The organism is Paenibacillus aceris (assembly GCF_017874035.1).
In the GTDB taxonomy this organism is placed as follows: domain Bacteria; phylum Bacillota; class Bacilli; order Paenibacillales; family NBRC-103111; genus Paenibacillus_E; species Paenibacillus_E aceris.
The window spans coordinates 292,071-311,195 of sequence record NZ_JAGGKV010000001.1; the positions used below are offsets into that span (position 1 = coordinate 292,071).

21 protein-coding genes and 1 pseudogene are annotated in these 19,125 nt (G+C 42.6%); all 22 read right to left on the reverse strand.

Translation table 11 applies throughout. The features are described from left to right. Nucleotides 1-29: 29 nt before the first annotated feature. Nucleotides 30-773 carry an undecaprenyl pyrophosphate synthase gene (locus J2Z65_RS01315; protein ID WP_244999136.1) on the reverse strand — a complete coding sequence of 248 codons (744 nt, stop codon included), beginning with the start codon at nucleotides 771-773 and terminating at the stop codon, nucleotides 30-32. A 94-nt stretch (nucleotides 774-867) separates the two neighbouring features. Continuing rightward, entirely contained in the window at nucleotides 868-1,422 is a 555-nt protein-coding gene (frr, locus tag J2Z65_RS01320) for a ribosome recycling factor (RefSeq protein WP_127451018.1), read from the reverse strand. A gap of 3 nt (nucleotides 1,423-1,425) precedes the next feature. After that, complete coding sequence (gene pyrH / locus J2Z65_RS01325; RefSeq protein WP_127451020.1) at nucleotides 1,426-2,151, reverse strand: UMP kinase; 726 nt, start codon at nucleotides 2,149-2,151, stop codon at nucleotides 1,426-1,428. Nucleotides 2,152-2,192: 41 nt separating this feature from the next. After that, a pseudogene (locus J2Z65_RS36035) lies at nucleotides 2,193-2,276 on the reverse strand (hypothetical protein); the annotation flags it as partial. Next, nucleotides 2,239-2,889, reverse strand: a complete 651-nt coding sequence (tsf, locus tag J2Z65_RS01330; protein ID WP_167056250.1) for a translation elongation factor Ts — start codon at nucleotides 2,887-2,889, stop codon at nucleotides 2,239-2,241. The pseudogene J2Z65_RS36035 and the gene tsf, both read right to left, overlap by 38 nt. A gap of 107 nt (nucleotides 2,890-2,996) precedes the next feature. Further along, nucleotides 2,997-3,695: a 30S ribosomal protein S2 gene (gene rpsB, locus J2Z65_RS01335; protein ID WP_127451023.1), complete on the reverse strand. Its 699-nt coding sequence runs from the start codon at nucleotides 3,693-3,695 to the stop codon at nucleotides 2,997-2,999. A 249-nt stretch (nucleotides 3,696-3,944) separates the two neighbouring features. Further along, nucleotides 3,945-4,451, reverse strand: coding sequence for an endolytic transglycosylase MltG (locus tag J2Z65_RS01340; RefSeq protein ID WP_167056247.1), 507 nt, complete (start codon nucleotides 4,449-4,451; stop codon nucleotides 3,945-3,947). Beyond that, nucleotides 4,444-5,028: a hypothetical protein gene (locus J2Z65_RS01345; RefSeq protein WP_167056244.1), complete on the reverse strand. Its 585-nt coding sequence runs from the start codon at nucleotides 5,026-5,028 to the stop codon at nucleotides 4,444-4,446. The genes J2Z65_RS01340 and J2Z65_RS01345 overlap by 8 nt, the downstream gene beginning before the upstream one ends. Nucleotides 5,029-5,063: 35 nt before the next feature. After that, nucleotides 5,064-5,387: a hypothetical protein gene (locus tag J2Z65_RS01350; RefSeq protein WP_167056242.1), complete on the reverse strand. Its 324-nt coding sequence runs from the start codon at nucleotides 5,385-5,387 to the stop codon at nucleotides 5,064-5,066. An 18-nt stretch (nucleotides 5,388-5,405) separates the two neighbouring features. Further along, on the reverse strand, nucleotides 5,406-6,815 hold the full coding sequence (locus J2Z65_RS01355) for a flagellar assembly protein A (protein WP_209855670.1): 1,410 nt from the start codon (nucleotides 6,813-6,815) through the stop codon (nucleotides 5,406-5,408). A gap of 33 nt (nucleotides 6,816-6,848) precedes the next feature. Next, on the reverse strand, nucleotides 6,849-7,637 hold the full coding sequence (locus J2Z65_RS01360) for a FliA/WhiG family RNA polymerase sigma factor (RefSeq protein WP_209855673.1): 789 nt from the start codon (nucleotides 7,635-7,637) through the stop codon (nucleotides 6,849-6,851). 19 nt (nucleotides 7,638-7,656) lie between these two features. Next, nucleotides 7,657-8,091 (reverse strand): hypothetical protein, encoded by a 435-nt coding sequence (locus tag J2Z65_RS01365; protein WP_167056239.1) that lies wholly within the window; start codon nucleotides 8,089-8,091, stop codon nucleotides 7,657-7,659. Beyond that, a complete protein-coding gene (locus J2Z65_RS01370) occupies nucleotides 8,091-8,585 on the reverse strand; it encodes a chemotaxis protein CheD (RefSeq protein WP_167056232.1) in 495 nt (164 codons plus the stop codon). Before J2Z65_RS01370 ends, J2Z65_RS01365 begins: the two co-directional genes overlap by 1 nt. Then, nucleotides 8,582-9,169 carry a chemotaxis protein CheC gene (locus tag J2Z65_RS01375; RefSeq protein WP_193580877.1) on the reverse strand — a complete coding sequence of 196 codons (588 nt, stop codon included), beginning with the start codon at nucleotides 9,167-9,169 and terminating at the stop codon, nucleotides 8,582-8,584. Before J2Z65_RS01375 ends, J2Z65_RS01370 begins: the two co-directional genes overlap by 4 nt. 36 nt (nucleotides 9,170-9,205) lie before the next feature. Next, nucleotides 9,206-9,667 carry a chemotaxis protein CheW gene (locus J2Z65_RS01380; RefSeq protein WP_167056226.1) on the reverse strand — a complete coding sequence of 154 codons (462 nt, stop codon included), beginning with the start codon at nucleotides 9,665-9,667 and terminating at the stop codon, nucleotides 9,206-9,208. Between the two features lie 27 nt (nucleotides 9,668-9,694). Beyond that, nucleotides 9,695-11,767, reverse strand: coding sequence for a chemotaxis protein CheA (locus J2Z65_RS01385; RefSeq protein ID WP_167056223.1), 2,073 nt, complete (start codon nucleotides 11,765-11,767; stop codon nucleotides 9,695-9,697). Between the two features lie 55 nt (nucleotides 11,768-11,822). Then, nucleotides 11,823-12,935 (reverse strand): protein-glutamate methylesterase/protein-glutamine glutaminase, encoded by a 1,113-nt coding sequence (locus J2Z65_RS01390; protein ID WP_167056220.1) that lies wholly within the window; start codon nucleotides 12,933-12,935, stop codon nucleotides 11,823-11,825. A 48-nt stretch (nucleotides 12,936-12,983) separates the two neighbouring features. After that, nucleotides 12,984-13,853, reverse strand: coding sequence for a MinD/ParA family protein (locus tag J2Z65_RS01395; RefSeq protein ID WP_209855676.1), 870 nt, complete (start codon nucleotides 13,851-13,853; stop codon nucleotides 12,984-12,986). Further along, nucleotides 13,850-15,160 carry a flagellar biosynthesis GTPase FlhF gene (flhF, locus tag J2Z65_RS01400; protein WP_209855679.1) on the reverse strand — a complete coding sequence of 437 codons (1,311 nt, stop codon included), beginning with the start codon at nucleotides 15,158-15,160 and terminating at the stop codon, nucleotides 13,850-13,852. Before flhF ends, J2Z65_RS01395 begins: the two co-directional genes overlap by 4 nt. After that, nucleotides 15,157-17,190, reverse strand: a complete 2,034-nt coding sequence (flhA, locus tag J2Z65_RS01405; protein ID WP_167056208.1) for a flagellar biosynthesis protein FlhA — start codon at nucleotides 17,188-17,190, stop codon at nucleotides 15,157-15,159. The genes flhF and flhA overlap by 4 nt, the downstream gene beginning before the upstream one ends. A 21-nt stretch (nucleotides 17,191-17,211) precedes the next feature. Further along, nucleotides 17,212-18,306, reverse strand: coding sequence for a flagellar biosynthesis protein FlhB (gene flhB / locus J2Z65_RS01410; protein WP_167056206.1), 1,095 nt, complete (start codon nucleotides 18,304-18,306; stop codon nucleotides 17,212-17,214). Nucleotides 18,307-18,320: 14 nt separating this feature from the next. After that, nucleotides 18,321-19,118, reverse strand: a complete 798-nt coding sequence (gene fliR / locus J2Z65_RS01415; protein ID WP_209855682.1) for a flagellar biosynthetic protein FliR — start codon at nucleotides 19,116-19,118, stop codon at nucleotides 18,321-18,323. Between the last annotated feature and the right edge of the window lie 7 nt (nucleotides 19,119-19,125).

The following is a 19,125-nucleotide window of genomic DNA, read 5'->3' on the forward strand; positions in this document are numbered from 1 at the left end:
ATCACCGTTCGAGAAAGCAGAAGGAATACTTACAGTCCTCCGTACCTTCTCCCGCGGCGCTGATATTCAGAGATGGCCTGCAAAAATAAAGATTCCGTGAATTCCGGCCAATAAGCTTCAGTAAACCATAGCTCTGAATAAGCTAATTGCCAAAGCAAAAAGTTGCTCAGTCTCAACTCGCCACTCGTACGAATTAATAAATCAGGATCTGGCAGATCAGAAGTAAGCAAGTACGATGAAAAACGGGTTTCATCCAAATCCTCGGTCTGCAGTTTGCCGCTTTGAACATCTCGAATCATATCCTGCACACCAGCAATCATTTCCTTACGTCCACCATAATTTAAGGCAAAGTTCAGAATGAGTCCTGTATTATTTTTGGTCCGTTCGATGGCACCCTCAATCGCATTTAACGTATAGTCAGGCAGGCCTTCTTTCCAACCCGTCATTCGAATGCGGACATTATTCTCGATAAGCTCTTCAATTTCCAAAGGAAAAAACTCTTGCGGAAGCTTCATCAAAAACTCGACTTCTTCCTTGGGTCTTTTCCAATTTTCCGTAGAAAAAGCATACATCGTCAAAACTTTAACACCGATCTCATTAGCTGCCATCGTAATTTTCTTTACGTTCTTCATACCGGAATGATGCCCAGCTACACGAGGTAAACCTCTTTGTTTAGCCCAACGGCCATTCCCGTCCATGATGATAGCGACATGCGCAGGCACTTTGTCTAATTCAATTTCCGGACTGACTCCAGAAGTTGGTTGATCCTTCATTCCAAACAACATCTTTAATCGCTTGAGCACTGTTGTTCCTCCCAACTAGGGAAAGATGAAAAACCCCCAGCGACTACCCGGGGGCATATCTATCTTATACTTCCATGATTTCTTTTTCTTTAGCAGCCAAAACTTTTTCAACTTCAGCTACGAATTTATCCGTAAACTTCTGGATGTCTTCCTGATGTTTACGAGACTCATCTTCAGAGATCCCTGCTTTTTCAAGCTTTTTGATCTCATCGTTAGCATCGCGGCGAATATTGCGAATCGCCACTTTGGCTTCTTCGCCGAACTTTTTCGTCATTTTAACGAGATCAGTACGACGCTCTTCGGTTAGAGCTGGAATGACTATACGAATAACGGTTCCATCATTGGATGGTGTCAGTCCCAAGTCAGACTTCATAATTGCTTTCTCTATTGAGGACATGGAGCTTTTGTCCCATGGTTGAATAAGCAAAGTACGTGAATCAGGCGTTGTTAAATTCGCAAGCTGATTCACCGGTGTCATTGCTCCGTAATATTCCACTTGAATACGATCCAATAAAGAAGGCGTAGCACGACCTGCACGAAGCGTAGTCAAGTCTCTTTTAAGTGCGCCGATGGCTTTATCCATACGGTCTTCTGCGTTCTTTTTCACTGCCTGTGGCATCGATTAGACACTCCCTTTAACTGTAGTCCCAATTTTCTCGCCAAGGACCACTCGTTTAATATTCCCTTTTTCTGTAATGTTGAACACCACCAACGGGATGTTGTTATCCATACATAGGGAAGAAGCGGTGGAGTCCATGACACCTAAATTGTTGCTGATGACTTCCATATAGGTCAACGTTTCAAATTTCTTAGCTGTCGGATCTTTGAATGGATCTGCAGAGTAGACGCCGTCCACTTTATTTTTGGCCATGAGAATAACTTCCGCTTCAATTTCAGCAGCTCTTAAAGCCGCAGTTGTATCCGTGGAGAAGTATGGATTCCCTGTACCTGCTGCGAAAATGACAACTCTCGCCTTTTCCAGGTGACGAATTGCTTTTCTACGAATATAAGGTTCAGCCACTTGCTGCATCGTAATGGAGGACTGTACTCTTGTAGGCACATCGATATTTTCCAATGCATCCTGTAGAGCCAATGAATTCATAACAGTTGCAAGCATTCCCATATAGTCCGCTGTCGCACGATCCATGCCCTTCTCACTGCCGGCAATTCCGCGCCAAATGTTACCGCCACCTACAACGATAGCGACTTCCACATTTAATTCCACAACGTCTTTCACTTGTTGGGCGATAGAGGTAATGACTTCTGAATCAATGCCATACCCTTGCTGTCCTGCCAGAGCTTCGCCGCTCAATTTGAGCACTATTCTTTTATAAAAAGGTTGACCCAACTTGTATAACCTCCGTTTCCATGCATGAACAAACTTATTGGCTAAAAAAGAAGGAACACCAAGTGTTCCATCTTTTTGAAATAGCTATTATAGTTTAACTTGTGACATAACTTCTTCTGCAAAGTTCTCTTGTTTTTTCTCAAGGCCTTCACCAAGACCAAAACGTACGAAACGGCGAATGGAGATGTTCTCGCCGATTGCAGCGATTTTCTCATTCAACAATTGGTCGATTGTTTTGTCTGGATCTTTAACGAATTGTTGCTCCATCAAGCAGAACTCTTCGTAGTATTTACCGATACGTCCTTCAACCATTTTTTCAATGATTTTCTCTGGTTTGCCTTCGTTAAGAGCTTGGTTGCGAAGAATTTCTTTTTCTTTCTCCAAAGCTTCTGTTGGCACTTCTTCACGACGAACATAAGTTGGGTTTGCCGCTGCGATGTGCATAGCGATATCTTTACAGAAAGTTCTGAATTGCTCTGTTTTACCTACGAAGTCAGTTTCACAGTTGATCTCAACAAGAACACCAACTTTACCTCCAGCGTGAATGTAAGATTCTACTGCGCCTTCAGTTGCGATACGACCCGCTTTGTTAGCTGCCGCGGAAAGACCTTTCTCGCGAAGCAATTCACCAGCTTTTGTGATATCACCATTTGCTTCTTCAAGCGCTTTTTTGCAATCTAACATTCCTGCGCCTGTTTTTTCACGTAATTCTTTCACTTGTGCTGCTGTAACTGCCATTGAAAGAAACCTCCCGTTTGTCGTTTAATATGTAACGCCCTTGCTTTAAAAAAAGGGTGGTGACAGGCTGTTACACCTTCCAACCACCCTTTTCACGTTCCTATAAATTAAGCTGTTGTTTGTTCGCCTTGGTGTGCTTCGATAACTGCATCAGCAATTTTCGCTGTAAGCAATTTAACGGCACGAATAGCATCATCGTTACCAGGGATCACGTAGTCGATCTCGTCTGGATCACAGTTAGTATCAACGATACCAACGATTGGGATACCCAATTTGCGAGCTTCTGCAACAGCAATACGCTCTTTACGTGGATCGATAATGAAAAGTGCGCTAGGCAAAGATTTCATGTTTTTGATTCCGCCCAAGAATTTCTCAAGACGTTCTTTCTCTTTACGGAGAATAATAACTTCTTTCTTAGGAAGAACTTCGAATGTACCGTCTTCTTCCCATCTTTCAAGGGTTTTCAAACGGTCAATACGTTTTTGAATTGTTTGGAAGTTAGTAAGTGTACCACCCAACCAACGTTGGTTGATGAAGTACATTCCGCAACGCTCTGCTTCTTCAGCAACGGAATCTTGTGCTTGTTTTTTTGTTCCAACGAAAAGGATTGTACCATTATCTTCCGATACGGATTTAACAAAGTTGTATGCTTCCTCAACTTTTTTAACCGTTTTTTGTAGATCGATAATGTAAATTCCGTTTCTTTCTGTGAAAATGTACTTGTCCATTTTCGGGTTCCAACGACGTGTTTGGTGACCGAAATGTACGCCAGCTTCTAAAAGCTGTTTCATGGAGATAACTGCCATCCCCAATCCCTCCTCTAAAATGGTTTATTTGGTATCCGCCGCCTGTCGCATCTTTGTATAAAACTTACCAATGTAAGCACCATTATACAAATTGACTGGCGTGAGTTTTTAACACCGTGAATAAATATACCACAACTCAAATGCCTATGCAACCTTTTGTCGAGATAGTCATTTAGCCCTACAAATGTACGCCTAGATAAGAAGAAAAAATAAAATAGACCTCAAAATAAGATCCATTTGAGCGCCTATTTACTGCGAAGTTATTAAATTGGTGACGACTTTCTCCATATCCATTTGACCTTCAAAAACATGAAAGCCAACTTGTAATTTGGTGTTACCGCCCTGCTTCACAAGCTCGGATGCGAACGCCTTGCGATCGGTAATCAACCCGGATTTCACGAGCAGCTCTGCAACAGCTGTCGCGTCAAGATTTGGCTGAACATAAATAACCGTTCTATGGACGGTTTCAACTTTAGTCGGCTCTTGTGACTTAGCAGCGGCCAACTTGTCTGTTTCTTCTTGCACCTTTTTTTGAACAGTCGTATCTAATTCAGCTTGCGTATACATTTTAGTGTTTATATCGAACACTTGATAATACTTTGCGGCTTCCTCTTTCAATTTCTTAGGATCCATTTCATCCAGAGCTAATCTGGATTGACCAGGTGCGCTTGCCCGGACTAACATAATTTGCAGCAGTAATGCCCCAACAATAATGCCTGTTCCAATACCTAACACATACGAACGGTTTTTAAGCACGGGGCCGCTCCTCCTGTCGGGAAAGCTGAAGGATCAAGCTAACCTCACCTTTATTCATTCCTAATTTCTTGGCGATAGCCTCAACACCTTTTCCCTGATCATGCAAAGAAAAAAGCTCGGCATACCTGCTTTTCATGCTTAAGCCCGTATAAATTGGCTCTTGTTCTGCGACAGGTTCGACCAACGTACCAATGCCCAGTGAAGAGGACGCAGCCGCGGCAACTTGTTGACCTGACACTTGATAAATAGAAGAAACAGAAGCAGGATCCTCTTGCTCTTTCACATGCACTTTCGTTAACTCTTGAGAAAGCTCATGTTTTTGCTTTTCCAAGGTTTCAAGTCTTCCCGCAAGCTTGGCAAGCTCAACTTCATAATCTTGTTTAGTCTTCGAAAACAAATTCAACAGCGATTGATTCTGCTCATCCATCTCAGCGGCGAAGTGTTCAATCGTTTCCTCAATCTCCTGGACGACATTCATCGTCCCGGAGGCTGCTCCTTGTTCCTTTGGCAGGAATCGCGCATAGACTATCATGACCAAGCCTAAAAGCACGACATACATCCACGGCTGCATAGCCACCTACATTCACCTTTTTCTATAAATGAAATAACGCATTATAAAGATAGATCAATATGATGCCCTTTGTATGGGTGAAACGGCTGATGATCGGGTTCAGTAGAGTCTGATAGTGATAATCTTTTATTTTTGGACTTCTTCTTCGTCATCTGTTGCTTCTGACCGTTATGATCTTTAATTTCGGCACGTATGCTCTCTTCGAGCTTACTGCTGCGGTGCCGATCCTTTTCTGTTGATTGAGACGCTTGATTTTCTAAGATGGTTTCATCCTGACGCGGTTTCTGCATCAGTTGATTTTGCCGAATCCCAGCCTCATCATTCTTGTGAACAGCGAACTGTAAATCGATGGCTTTCAAACTCATCGCTTACCTCTCCTTCACTCACACATTCGTACTCATCGAAATATCGCCTTCGCTTAACCGGAAAGTCATCCGGCTTGTTGGATCTTTGATAAATTTTGTATATCGGCCAATAACGATTTTGGTACCCCCGTAAATGGTAGACAAGACCTCGACCTTAGCCTTTTCAGAGTCTTCTAATGATTTTTCAATTTCAAAGATGCGTTCCTTGATCGTATTTTGCTCTTCGATTGATTGCTTTTTCGTATGATTCAACTTGATGCGCATCGCTACTTTATCTGGGGTAAGATGTCCCGAAGCAGCTAATGAATCTAATAACGTTAGCGCCTTATCTGTTTTGTCCATATTTTCCATATAGACTCTCAGCTGACCTCGCAAATGAATCATTTCATTACGCAGTTCCGGCAGAACACCAACTTCAACGACGGTTGTGGTTGACATGGAGTTCCCTATCGTGCGCGCAGTCACACGCTCCCCAGCTTGTATAGTTCCACCTACAATGAGTCCTTTAGCCCCATTACAATTTACGGCTTTGCCAGCTCGAATCGTAGAATGCATAATGCTCTGTGATACTTTTAATTCTCCAGCGACATCAACCGTAGCATCCTGAATAAAGGAGCTCTTCACATTTTTACCGGCTTTAATGTGAGCTTTATTCTGACCTACGATGCCAGCATTAATCTCAATTGAGCCATCTGCTTCAAGTTCTGCCGCTTCAACGCCGCCAGTCACACGAATATCACCGGCAGCACGAATTTTAAATCCAGGCAACACATTTCCACGAACAACAACTGTGCCAATAAAATCGATATTTCCGATATTATAATCTACATCTCCATTCACTTCATAAACAGGAAACACGTTAATTTTGTCACGGTCTGTTCTTACAACCATCCCGTCAATCAATGAGTAAAGCCCCATTTGCTCAGCGTCTGCAATCACATTCTTGCCTATTTTGAAACGCGTTTCTTTCCCTGCTTTTGTAAAAATCGTCTCACCGGTTACTGCACGACCAGGAGTGCCTTCGGTAGCCATAAACCGCTGACCGATCAATTGGCCCTTTTTTACATTATGAAGGGAAATCACTTCTTTATAATTCACCCTGCCGTCATCCAGCTCAAGAGGTTTTTTGTCATTCTCATCAAAGTCAAAAATATATGTAATATAGCCGTTTACACCTGGCTCCGCCTTGGTACCTTCAGCGATAAGCAGCTTTTGATGATAAAAAGATTTCGGATTAGCTGCAATTTGAGCAAGCAATTGCCGATTTAAGCCATGAACGATACGATTTTTCTGAGCTAATTCTTCTAATTGAGCTGCGGTTATTTTAAAGCTGTCATCAACATTGGTAATTAACAAATATGCAGACAATTTATCATCCGAGATGGAAATACTGATGTAAAAATCTAAAGGCATGTTCCTCTCAAGCATGGAATTCCACCCTTCAACTTTAGCGAATTTATGTTATGTATCTTGAAATAACTGATTCTTAAATCGACCTAGTACACCTTTGAGGCGAAGAATCGCTTTGGAGTGTAATTGCGAGATGCGTGAAGGCGATAAACTCATGACCTCTGCTATTTCACTTAGAGACAATTCCTCAAAATAAAACAGTGATACCACAATTCGTTCTTTCTCCGTTAAGCGCTCAATCGCTTTTGCCAGCGAATCTTTCAAAAAAAACTCATTCACTTGAAATTCAGGGTTTTTAGCTTTTTCATCAACAAGTAAAGAGAGCCGTGTTTCCGAATCTTCTTCCCGAATCGGATCATCAATTGAGCATACCGTGGTAATGGAAATATCCTGAAGCATTTGTTGAAAATCCTGCTCGCTAACTTGCAAGTACTCGCTGATTTCGGTATCCGTAACGGAACGCAAAAATTGTTGTTCAAGCTTTTGATAAGCGTCTTCAACCTTTTTCGCCTTTTCTCTTACGGATCGTGGAACCCAATCCCCTTGTCTTAAGCCATCGATGATAGAGCCGCGGATACGCCATGATGCATAAGTTTCGAATTGCAGACCTCGGACGTGATCAAATTTCTCTACGGCATCAATAAGACCCATCACGCCATAGCTGGACAGGTCCTCTTTCGAGACACTTTTGGGTAGTCCAATGGCAAGACGGCCGGAAACATAATCGACTAAAGGCAAGTAAGTCTCAATCAGTGCCTGTTTAGCGGGAATCCAGCCATGTTCCTTCCACTGTATCCATAAGTCATAATTCGCTAGTTGCGATTGCTTTTGTTCGATCATGATCTACGTATCACCATCCTTAGTCTTCAGACATTCGCCGTAAGGCACCCGCCAGTTGTTCAGGGTCCAGATTATTCTTGGTGACTAGCTTAGGTGGATTCAGTGGTGAAAATTGCATCTCGGCTGCTGCCGCCGCATTGTTATTCCCCAAATTTATCTTCAATAACTCACGTGTTTCTTCATCTTCGACCGGTGTCATCATATCTAATGTTTGACCAACGGATGAATCTGAAGCCATATTCTCATGTTGGGTTCGAGCTGCCGCATGTTCAGCCCCAATCATTAGACCTAGCACCCATCGAAAACCAAAGGTTAGAACAAATAAAATGAGAAAGCTGTATATACTTTTGAGACAGGAAGTTAGAAATAAATTATTGCCAATCGATAAGCCAAAAGTAAATATACACGCCAACCCTGCTACAATGACATTAATTCGAATGGTTCCGATCATCATTAAATTTCCTTCACTCCTAATTGCACGCTTCGAATAACCAGAATTCCGGTTTTGCTATTAAACTCTATTGTTCGACCGTAATTAGCTCCTGTATCCTCTGCGCGAATTGGAATTTTATATTTATTCAACATTTCCTTACAGGATTCAACATTTCTAGGGCCAATCCTCATCGTATCATTATTTCCAGCAAAGGCAAACATTTGTGCCCCTCCGGCTAGCTTGGCCTCAAGTCTGCTAACGACTGCTCCTAGTTTCTCCATTCGGGAGATTAGCTCAGGAATTGCGGTGTCCGCGTATTTGGCAATGTTCAAGGATCCTTCACGGGCAATCTCAGAGGAAGGGAGCATGACGTGCGCCATACCAGCTACTTTAACACGGCTATCAAATAGAGTGACACCAACGCATGATCCCAAGCCCGTCGTCTTCAACACACCTGTAAGGTGAGCAACATTCAGATCAGCCATGCCAACTTTAATCAAATTATCCTGCGTCATGAAGAATCTACTCCTAATGCCGAAAATATTTTGCCGAACGATTCCGGATCAGGAATTAGGAAGAAATGTCCTTGTACTTCATTATCCCCTTCCAAAAATTTGGTATCTATGAGGAGCGCTTGATCGCCCATTTGACCAAATTGCAATAACCCATAACTTAATATGGCGCCTGCCATATCAATCGCCAAAGCTGGGACAGTCGGCTGCATGTTCAAGTTAGTAAAATCAGCAAGAGAAGATAGATATGAACCGGCAAGAATGTTACCAATTTCGTTTAAGGCGGATAACTCTAGCTCTGAGTACTCTTCTTGATCTTCAATTTCAAACCCAATCAGATCCCGAAGCATATTCTTGGCGGCATCTAAATTCAGGATAAAAAACATATTTCCAGGAGCGTCTCCTTCTACTCGTAAGAAAATAGCGAGAACAACTGTTTCAGCGCCGCCTACACTATCACAAATTTCTTCAAAAGGAAGCATTCTTACCTTAGGTACAAGCATATCAATCGGTTTATCTAATAGAGTAGATAGGGCAGTAGCAGCATGCCCCGCGCCTATGTTACCAACCTCTTTGAGAACATCCATTTGAAAATCCGCCAACTGATTAAAAACGTCCACAAGCTAATCCTCTAGTCTTTCTAACTGTTGAATTTCGTTACGGTCCAACACCTGCTCTAAATTAAGCAAAACAAGCAATCTTTGCTCACCGACGCGCGCAATTCCATCAAGGTATTTCGCTCTAATGCCGCCAACAATCTCTGGTGGATTGTCAATGCTGTCCGTATCCAGATCAATAACATCATTTGCTGAATCAACGATTAGCCCAACTTCAAATTCGCCGGCAGAAACGATGATGATGCGGGTCGCATCCGTAGTAGCTTGCTCTTCCAGTCCAAAGCGTGAGCGAAGATCGATAATTGGAATCACTACGCCGCGAAGATTGATCACGCCTTTAATAAATACCGGTGCTTTCGGAACGCGCGTCATCGGCTGCATTCTTTCAATCGTTCTAACTTTCTCGACTTCCACGCCATACTCTTCCGTTCCAAGTGCGAAGACGATTACCTTTTTTTCTTCTCCCATTGCAATATCCTCCTTAGAATTATGTAGTTATTTAATTAGTGCGTTCGGATCAATAATCAATGCCACTTGTCCATCGCCAAGAATCGTTGCACCTGAGATGGCAAAAAGACCTGTTAAATACTTGCCTAATGTTTTAAGTACAATTTCTTGCTGGCCAATGAATTCATCCACCATTAATGCAACTTGTTTGTCCCCTTTACGGACGACGACAATTTCGGTTTCTTCTTCAAGATCCTCGTTGAAATCCGGCACTTCGAATAGCGTGCTCAACGAGACCAACGGAATTACGGACTTGCGGTAATCCACCATTTTGTTGCCATGGATGTTGCGAATTTGGCTCTTCTGGATCGCTGAAGTTTCTACAATAGAGGATAACGGAATCGCATATTTCTCGCTGCCAAGACGCACTAGCATAGCTGAAATAATTGAGAGCGTTAGCGGCAGCTGAACAGAGAACTTGCTTCCGATGCCAGGTTTTGAGTCAACTTGAACATGTCCGCCTAACATTTGAATCTTCGTTTTAACTACATCAAGACCAACACCACGTCCAGAAATGTCTGATATTTTCTCTGCAGTACTGAAGCCTGAAGCAAACAGTAAGTTATAAACTTCTTTGTCACTCAGCTTTGCAGCTTGCTCAGCTGTGACAAGTCCATTTTTAAGAGCCGTTTTCAATACTTTTTCTCTATAAATTCCTCTGCCATCTTCTTCGATCTCAATAAATACATGATTACCGCTATGGAAGGCCCGAAGTTGAATAGTACCATGTTCACTTTTACCAGCAGCCACACGGTCGCTGATCGATTCAATTCCATGATCCACAGCATTTCGAAGTAAATGGACGAGCGGGTCGCCAATTTCATCAATTACCGTGCGGTCTAATTCGGTTTCCGCGCCTGTAATCACTAAATCTACTTTCTTATCGAGTGATTTCGCCAAATCTCTAATCATCCGTGGGAAACGGTTGAAAACTGAATCCACAGGCACCATGCGAAGCTTCAAAACAATATTTTGCAAATCGCTGCTGACTCTGGACATATGCTCAACCGTTTCCGTTAAGTCATTACGCTTAACTTCGCTAGCCAGCTGTTCTAAACGTACTCGGTCAATCAGCAATTCACTGAAAAGATTCATAAGTGCGTCCAGCCGCTCAATATCAACACGAATCGTGCGGCTAGCCACCGGTGCTCCACCAGCGGTAGGCTTAGTTGCAGCAGGAGGTTCCACTGCTTTTGGTGCGCTTTCTGCAGCAACGACTGGAGTTGGCACTTCAACAGCAGAAACAGCAGCTGCGATTTCTTGTCTAGCAGCCTCAACTTCGTTTTGAGGATGAGATAACTCTTCCAATGACTCAGAATCAACCGTAATAATTATCGCGGATTCGATCTCGGAAACATTAAGAATCTCTTTTTCTAGCGTAGCTTGATCAACTTGTGAAATAAAGTAGAGCGAGAAGGAACGATCGAATTTCTCTTGCTCGATCTCTTGTACGGTCGGAGTCGCTTTGATGATCTCGCCCATTCTTTCAAGTGCATCGAAAACCATATAAGCACGCGCGGCTTTCAGTACACAGTTCTCATTCACGTTTACTTCTATGTAGAAAACAAGGAAGCCTGCATCAATAGACTGTTGTAGGATGGAGAATTGAAATTCATCAACTTCAATACCTTTAACAGGTTCCTTTACTGCAGTCACTGCAGGAGCTTGAGCAATTTTGTATTCGCCGGTCACAATGGACCGAAGCGATGCGACGATTGAGGAAACGTCAGCTTTTCCTGTTCCACCTTGGATAATGTCTTCAACCATCGATTCTAGTGAATCCAAACTTTTAAATATGCAGTCAAAAATAAAAGAGTTCATTTCAATTTTACTATTACGAACCATATCCAGAACGTTTTCCATCTCATGCGTCAAGGATGCGATGTCCTCAAACCCCATGGTTGCAGACATTCCCTTCAACGTATGAGCAGAACGGAAAATATTATGTACAATGCTAATATCTTGAGGGTTGCTTTCTAAACTTAGTAAGTTCTCATTCAAAGATTGCAAGTGTTCTTTCGACTCATCGATAAACATGGATAAATATTGACTAAGTTCCAAAACCATACACCTCCAATAGAATCTTTCAAGTAACTTGCTTGCATCTTTCGATCAATTATTGAAGTACACATTGCGCTAAGCGTGCAGCAATATTTTGCTGAGGAAGCACATGCATGGCAGCCTGCATTTCAACAGCAGCTCTTGGCATACCATAAACAACACAAGATTCTTCTGACTCAGCAATGGTTGTCTGTACACCTGATTTTCTTAAAGAAAGCATACCTCTGGCGCCATCGCTCCCCATCCCCGTCATAAGAACAATGTGCCTCTTTAATTCGCTCAGGCCAAGCAAGGACTCAAACATGACATCCACCGAGGGACGGTGACCAGAACGAGGATCTTCTTTAGTCAATCTGATTTTGTAAGTTTTGTTTATATCTTTATGTACAATCATATGCCAACCTCCAGGCGCTACATAAGCAGTTGCCGTTTTGAGCATATCCCCCTCCGCTGCTTCTACAACTTGGATCTGAGAGATATCATTCAAACGCTGCGCTAATGATTTCGTGAAATTAGGCGGCATGTGTTGAACAATAAGGATCGGAGCAGGAAAACCTGCAGGGATATTGGAGATCACCTGATGCAATGCTCTTGGACCTCCTGTGGAAGTACCAATTGCGACAAGATGTTCAAAATACGATGAGCCTTCAGTTCCCGATTTCGTCATATCCGATTGGCTCAATATACTTGATTTATTCATCTGAAGCGTCGGTTGATTCGGTTTCGTTAGCAAAGTTGGCTTTTGAATGGGCTGAAATGATCTCAACTTGGTTCGAACAGCCATATGCAGCTTTTCATGAAGAAGCTGCTTTACTTTATATAAGTCCAAAGAAATGGAACCCGATGGCTTTCGAATAAAGTCGACAGCACCCCATTCAAGCGCTTTAATCGTTTCAGATGCCCCTTCCTCGGTTAAAGAACTGAGCATGATTACCGGGGTTGGCTGCTCAGCCATAATGCGCTGCAGTGCATCCAAACCGTTCATGATAGGCATCTCAACGTCCATTGTGACGGCGTCCGGTCGTAGAAGCTTCACTTGCTCAATGGCTTCTTGACCGTTTTTAGCCGTACCAATTATGTTATACTGAGGATTTTCTGAAATCAGATCGCTTATTATTCTTCGCATAAAGACGGAGTCGTCTACAACTAGTATGTTATATAGTGCCATGCTGTTCCCCTCCCTTTATGTGCTAATTCGACATAACTCGCGAAAATCCTATTTTAAGAGTTTCAACATTTTATTCAAAAAGCCCTTAACACCGGATGAAGGTGTACCCATGACTCGATAGCCTTTGATATAGTCGTCCACAAGTGACTGTAAACTTTTGGCGGCCGCTGAGTTAGGAAAAGCAATGGTAAAAGGGACTTGCTTTTTGACTGCTTTGGAAACCGATGAATCGTCTTCTACAAAACCTAGTGCAGGAATCTGTATACCTAGGAATTGATTCGCAACTAAGGCTATTTTGTCAGCAGTCTGCTTGCCTTCTTTCCAATCCGTTACCCGGTTAATGATTAATTTAAAGGAAACATCATGTCCCATGGAATTAACCATTTTGATGATTGCATAAGCATCCGTAATCGAAGTCGGCTCAGGCGTCGTTACAACGAACGTTTCCTCAGCAGCAAGAATGAATTTCATTGTTTCTTTAGAAAGTCCGGCACCTGTGTCGAAAATGATGAAATCCACGTAACCGTTGAGCTGCATAACCTGCTCGGCAAAATAATCTAATTCTTCCTCTGTTAAACGAATCAAATCGTTAAAACCAGAGCCACCTGCGATGAAATCCAAATTATTCGAGCCTTTCTGAATAATCTCCCAGATGGTCTTTTCCTTTTTCAATAAGTGGTACAAATTATATTTAGATGACACGCCCATGAGCACATCAATATTAGCAAGCCCGATATCAGCATCAAAGACAAGAACCTTATAACCTTGGGATTGAAGCGCTAAAGCAAAGTTCAGCGTAACATTCGATTTGCCAACGCCGCCCTTCCCGCTAGTCACGGTGATAATCCTGGTAGATTTTGTGCCTTTATCATTCTGAATTTGAACCAGGTTCCGTAACCCTTCTGCTTGATCCTTCATGTTCTAGGTTCCTCCAATAACAAATCAATGATCTGCCACTCATTCAATTCCGTAATGTCATCAGGCACATTTTGACCATTGGTCACATACGAAATCTGGAGAGAGAATTCGTGAACAATATTAACAATAGCGCCGTAAGATTCCGTTTCATCCATCTTGGTGAAAATGACCTTATCCAATTTAAATTTGTTAAAATTGTTCGTTATTGCTTTCATATCTCTATATTTCGTAGTTAAGCTAAGAACAAGAATCGTCTCGCTGCTACCTTGTGTCTTAAGCAATGAATTCAGCTCTGAGACATACATTTCATTCCGGAAATTGCGCCCGGCAGTATCCATGAAAATAACGTCACAATCTTCTAAGTTTTGAAATGCTTTCGCTAAGTCTTGTGGTGAAAACACCACTTCGAGCGGAACGTTTAAAATGGTGGCATATGTTTTTAATTGTTCGATAGCTGCAATTCGATAAGTGTCCGAAGTTATAAAACCAACCTTGCGTTGATACTTAAGCACTTGTTCCGCGGCCAACTTCGCAATTGTTGTCGTTTTACCGACTCCGGTTGGACCCACAAAGTGAACCACTCGTGTTTCAGCTGAGATTTTTTTGCTGTGATCAGAATGAAAGATCTGCCCAAGCTTAGCTCTTAGCAGCTGAACAGCACTCTCATCCGTAACCGTTTCATCAGCGAGTTTAAAGTCCGCAACAGTCTCATCCATAAATTGACGTACCAGCTTAGGATCAACCTCGTGATCAAGTAAGCGCTGCTCAAGTTTTTGCAATGGCTCAGGAAGCGTGAACTCGTCCGACGCTTGTGTTAGCTTTCTCATCATCTCTTTCATCTGCTTTAGTTCCTCGATGAGGTGCTCATCCTTCTGATAGTTGTACCTGCCTACTGCATTGACGGATGCTGGCGTATATGTCTGCTGCGGTTGGCTGTAAGTTGGCTGCGCTTCAGGACCGGACTTTACAGCGACAGGTTCTTTCACTATCGAAACAGGCGCCAGTACATCAGGGACTTCCGGAAAATCAGAAAAATGCGCTTGTGACTTTGCAGTTAGAACTTGAGACAGCATTGGCTGCTTCTGGGGTTGAAACTGAGGGGCTGCTTTTGGCACCGTTGGAGTTGGATTTATGTTCGTGTTATCAATCGCAGCAATAACCTCAATTTTTTTCTTACCAAACATGCCAAGAAAGCCGCCTGTGCGAATTTCTTTCGTATTAAGAATAACCGCATCCTTACCTAAATCAGTTCGAATCTTTTGTAACGCATCCGGCATGGAATCGACAACATATCTTTTTACTCTCATAAATTGACTACCCCCATGCTCTGAATTTCTACACTAGGCTCTAATTCGCTGTACGATAAAACAGGAATATCTTGCAGCGTTCTTTCAAGAAGTTGTCTCAAATACATCCGAATCGTTGGCGATGTCAAAATTACAGGCTGTTGACCGGATTGAATCAATTTGGAAACTTGTTCACTCACGCGGTGATAAATAATTTGCGATGATGACGGATCAAGCGCTAGATAGCTGCCTTGATCGGACTGCTGCACAGAATCGGCAATTTTTTTCTCCACGGATGGACCTACCGTAATTACTTTCAAAGAATCTCCTAGCGAAGTATATTGCTGCGTGATCTGTCTGGACAACGATTGTCTGACATATTCCGTCAAAATTTCCGGATCCTTCGTATAAGCACCGTAATCGGCAAGTGTCTCAAGAATGGTAACTAGGTCGCGTACAGATATTTTCTCTTTTAAAAGCTTAGCCAATACCTTCTGAACGTCACCAATCGAAAGTACGGATGGTATAAGATCGTCAACAAGCGCTGGGTATGCCTCTCGTACATTGTCGATGAGAGCTTTCGTTTCTTGACGTCCAAGTAGCTCATGCGTATGTTTCTTAATAACTTCCGTTAAATGCGTCGCAACAACAGACGGAGGATCAACAACCGTGTAACCTGATAACTCCGCTCTCTCTTTGGTCACTTCATCAATCCATATAGCAGGCAAACCAAATGCAGGTTCTGTGGTTTCAATACCTGCAATCGAGTCATCATCAATCCCAGGGCTCATGGCCAGATAGTGATTAAGGAGGAGTTCGCCACGTGCTACGGTATTGCCTTTAATTTTGATGATATACTCATTCGGACGAAGTTGAATATTGTCGCGAATCCGGATCACAGGTACGACAACTCCCAATTCAAGCGCACATTGGCGACGAATTAGAATAATTCGGTCGAGCAAATCTCCGCCTTGCTGTGTATCTGCTAGAGGAATCAAACCATAACCAAACTCAAACTCGATGGGATCCACTTGCAGTAACGAGATCACGCTTTCTGGACTGCGCACTTCCTCGATTTGCTGTTCTTCCACCAATTGTTCTTCCTTGATAGCTTCCCGTTCCAAATTTTTTTGCATTTTGTAACCTGCGAAAACCAGTAATCCAGCAATGGGGAACGTAGTAAACCAGTGAATCGGTGTGAAAATGCCTAACATCACTAAAGTGCCTGCGACGATATACAAAAGCTTAGGCTGCGAGGTCAGTTGTTTAGTTACATCATGCCCTAGGTTCCCCTCTGACGAGGCCCTTGTCACGATAATACCAGCAGCTGTTGAAATAAGGAGCGCTGGAATTTGCGAAACGAGACCATCCCCAATCGTCAAGATTGAAAATGTTTGTAGGGCTTCCGAGAAATCCATGCCTTTCATTGTCATCCCAATAATAAAACCACCAATTAGATTGATGACAAGAATGACAATACCTGCAATCGCATCTCCTTTTACGAATTTGCTCGCACCATCCATAGCCCCATAGAAATCTGCTTCTCGTTCAATCTTTTGCCTGCGTTCCCGAGCTTGCACTTCATTAATTAAGCCGGCATTTAAATCGGCATCGATACTCATCTGTTTCCCCGGCATCGCATCGAGTGTAAATCTAGCTGCAACTTCGGCCACGCGCTCAGAACCTTTGGTAATTACGATGAATTGAACTAACACTAGGATGAGAAACACGACAAATCCCACAACGATATTACCTTGAGCTACGAAAGAACCAAAAGTTCTGACCACGTCGCCTGCTTCTGCATGAGACAAGATGTTTCGTGTTGTGGACACGTTCAGGGCCAATCGAAACAAAGTTGTGATCAGCAGCAAAGATGGAAAAATCGAGAATTGCAGCGCTTCTTGCGTGTTCATGGCAACCAAGATAATCATTAATGCAATAGAAATATTAATAATTAAAAGAAAGTCCAACAAAGGGATTGGAATTGGTACAATCATCATTAATACGATACCGATAATACCTATAAGAACGAACAAATCCTTGACCTTCACAAGATTGTACCTCCCTTCTTATTAATTCGTCTTGCCCTTCATTTTATATACATACGCCAATACTTCTGCGACAGCCTGGAACAGCTCAGCCGGAATCGAGTCTCCTATTTCCACCTGGGCAAAGATCGCTCGAGCAAGTGGTTTATTTTCCATCGTCATGACACCGTTTTTCTTGGCAACTTCTTTAATTTTCAGAGCAACGTAGTCGGCGCCTTTCGCAATAACGGTTGGAGCCTGCATATTCGCGGAATCATACTTCAAAGCAACGGCAAAGTGCGTTGGATTTGTAATGATGACATCCGCCTTGGGAACTTCTTGCATCATCCGCTGCATCGCCATCTGACGCTGCTTCGCTCGGATCTTCCCTTTGATGAGTGGATCCCCTTCACTCTTTTTATATTCATCTTTAATGTCCTGCTTTGACATTTTGAGACTCTTCTCGTATTCATACTTTTGATACATATAGTCAAAAATGGCAAGCACGATGAGAACCGCGCCTATTTTAATTCCCAACTTTAATGTGACCGAAGCGATAAAAGAGAACGTGCTTTCCAAGGGGGTATGACCTAAACCCAGCAATTTGGCCTTTTCTCCCATTAAAGTTGTGTATACCACATAGCCGATAATCGTCATTTTTAAAGTAGACTTCAAAAAATCCATGACCGTCCGTAAGGAAAAAATCCGCTTAAACCCTTCTAGAGGGTTAATCTTGTTGAATTTCATCATTAAAGGCTCGCCGATGAACAAAAATCCAATCTGCGCATAGTTCCCGATAAAAGCAATGATAACAACAAGGATAAAAATCGGCCCTAAAATAAACAACCCTTGCTTGAGTAAATCTACGTAAAGGCCTTGAACATTGCCTGCGGTAACATCCATCGTCAGTTGATTCTCATATATGTTCCGAAACATGTTGACTATCTTCTCTTTCATGTAGCCGCCAAACATGAGGAAGGACAAGAACGAAAAGAGTAAAATGAGTGCCGCGGGCAAGTCCATGCTTTTCGCAACCTGACCTTTTTTGCGTGCTTCCTGCCTTTTCTTCGCCGTAGCAGGTTCCGTCTTTTCCCCTGCAAACCATTGCAAATCAAGCTTTAAACGAAGTTGTTGGGACACGGCTTTCCTCCTACTTAGGGAGATGGTTGCTGTGTTCCGCTAATGAGCCCAAGCAGCTTCTCCATGCTATCGAAAATAGTTGAGAATAAATATTGAAATTGCGATATTAATTCCGGGAATAAGACAACAAGCAAGAAAAAGCCCAGAATCATTTTGAGCGGTGCTCCAATGACGAAAATATTAAATTGCGGAGCCACCCTCGTTAAAAGTCCTAAGCCTAAATCCGTCAAAAAAAGGGCTGCTATAACGGGAGCAGCGAGTTGGAAGGAAAGATAAAACATTTTTCCAAACGAGTGAAACAAAAAATCTGAAATTTGACCGTTATAAATCCGGGTAAACAACTGATTGTCCAGTGGCACCCATTTATAGCTATCCATAATGGCCCTAATGAGATAATGATGACCGTCAAAAGAAAGAAACAACAGAACGGCAATCATATATTTGAGGTTACCTAGCATAGGCGAAGAAGTCCCTGTCAAAGGGTCAATCACGCTTGCCATACTAAAGCCGATTTGCATATCCATAAAAGAGCCGGCAATTTGAACGGCCGTAAAAAAGATATAGGCAAGAAATCCAAGTAAAATGCCGATCAGCATTTCACGAATGATCAAAAGAACATATTCACCATCCATGGGAATGGGTTTATCCAGCCCCATGCTCGCAAATATAAGGAATGAGATGAATACGGAGAGACCGATTTTGAACATCATGGGAACATTTTTGGAAGATAAAATCGGTACCACGACAAAGAATGATGTTATTCGACAAAAGATAAGCAAAAAAATAGGGATAGCCTGAAAAACTAATGTCATCGCGCTC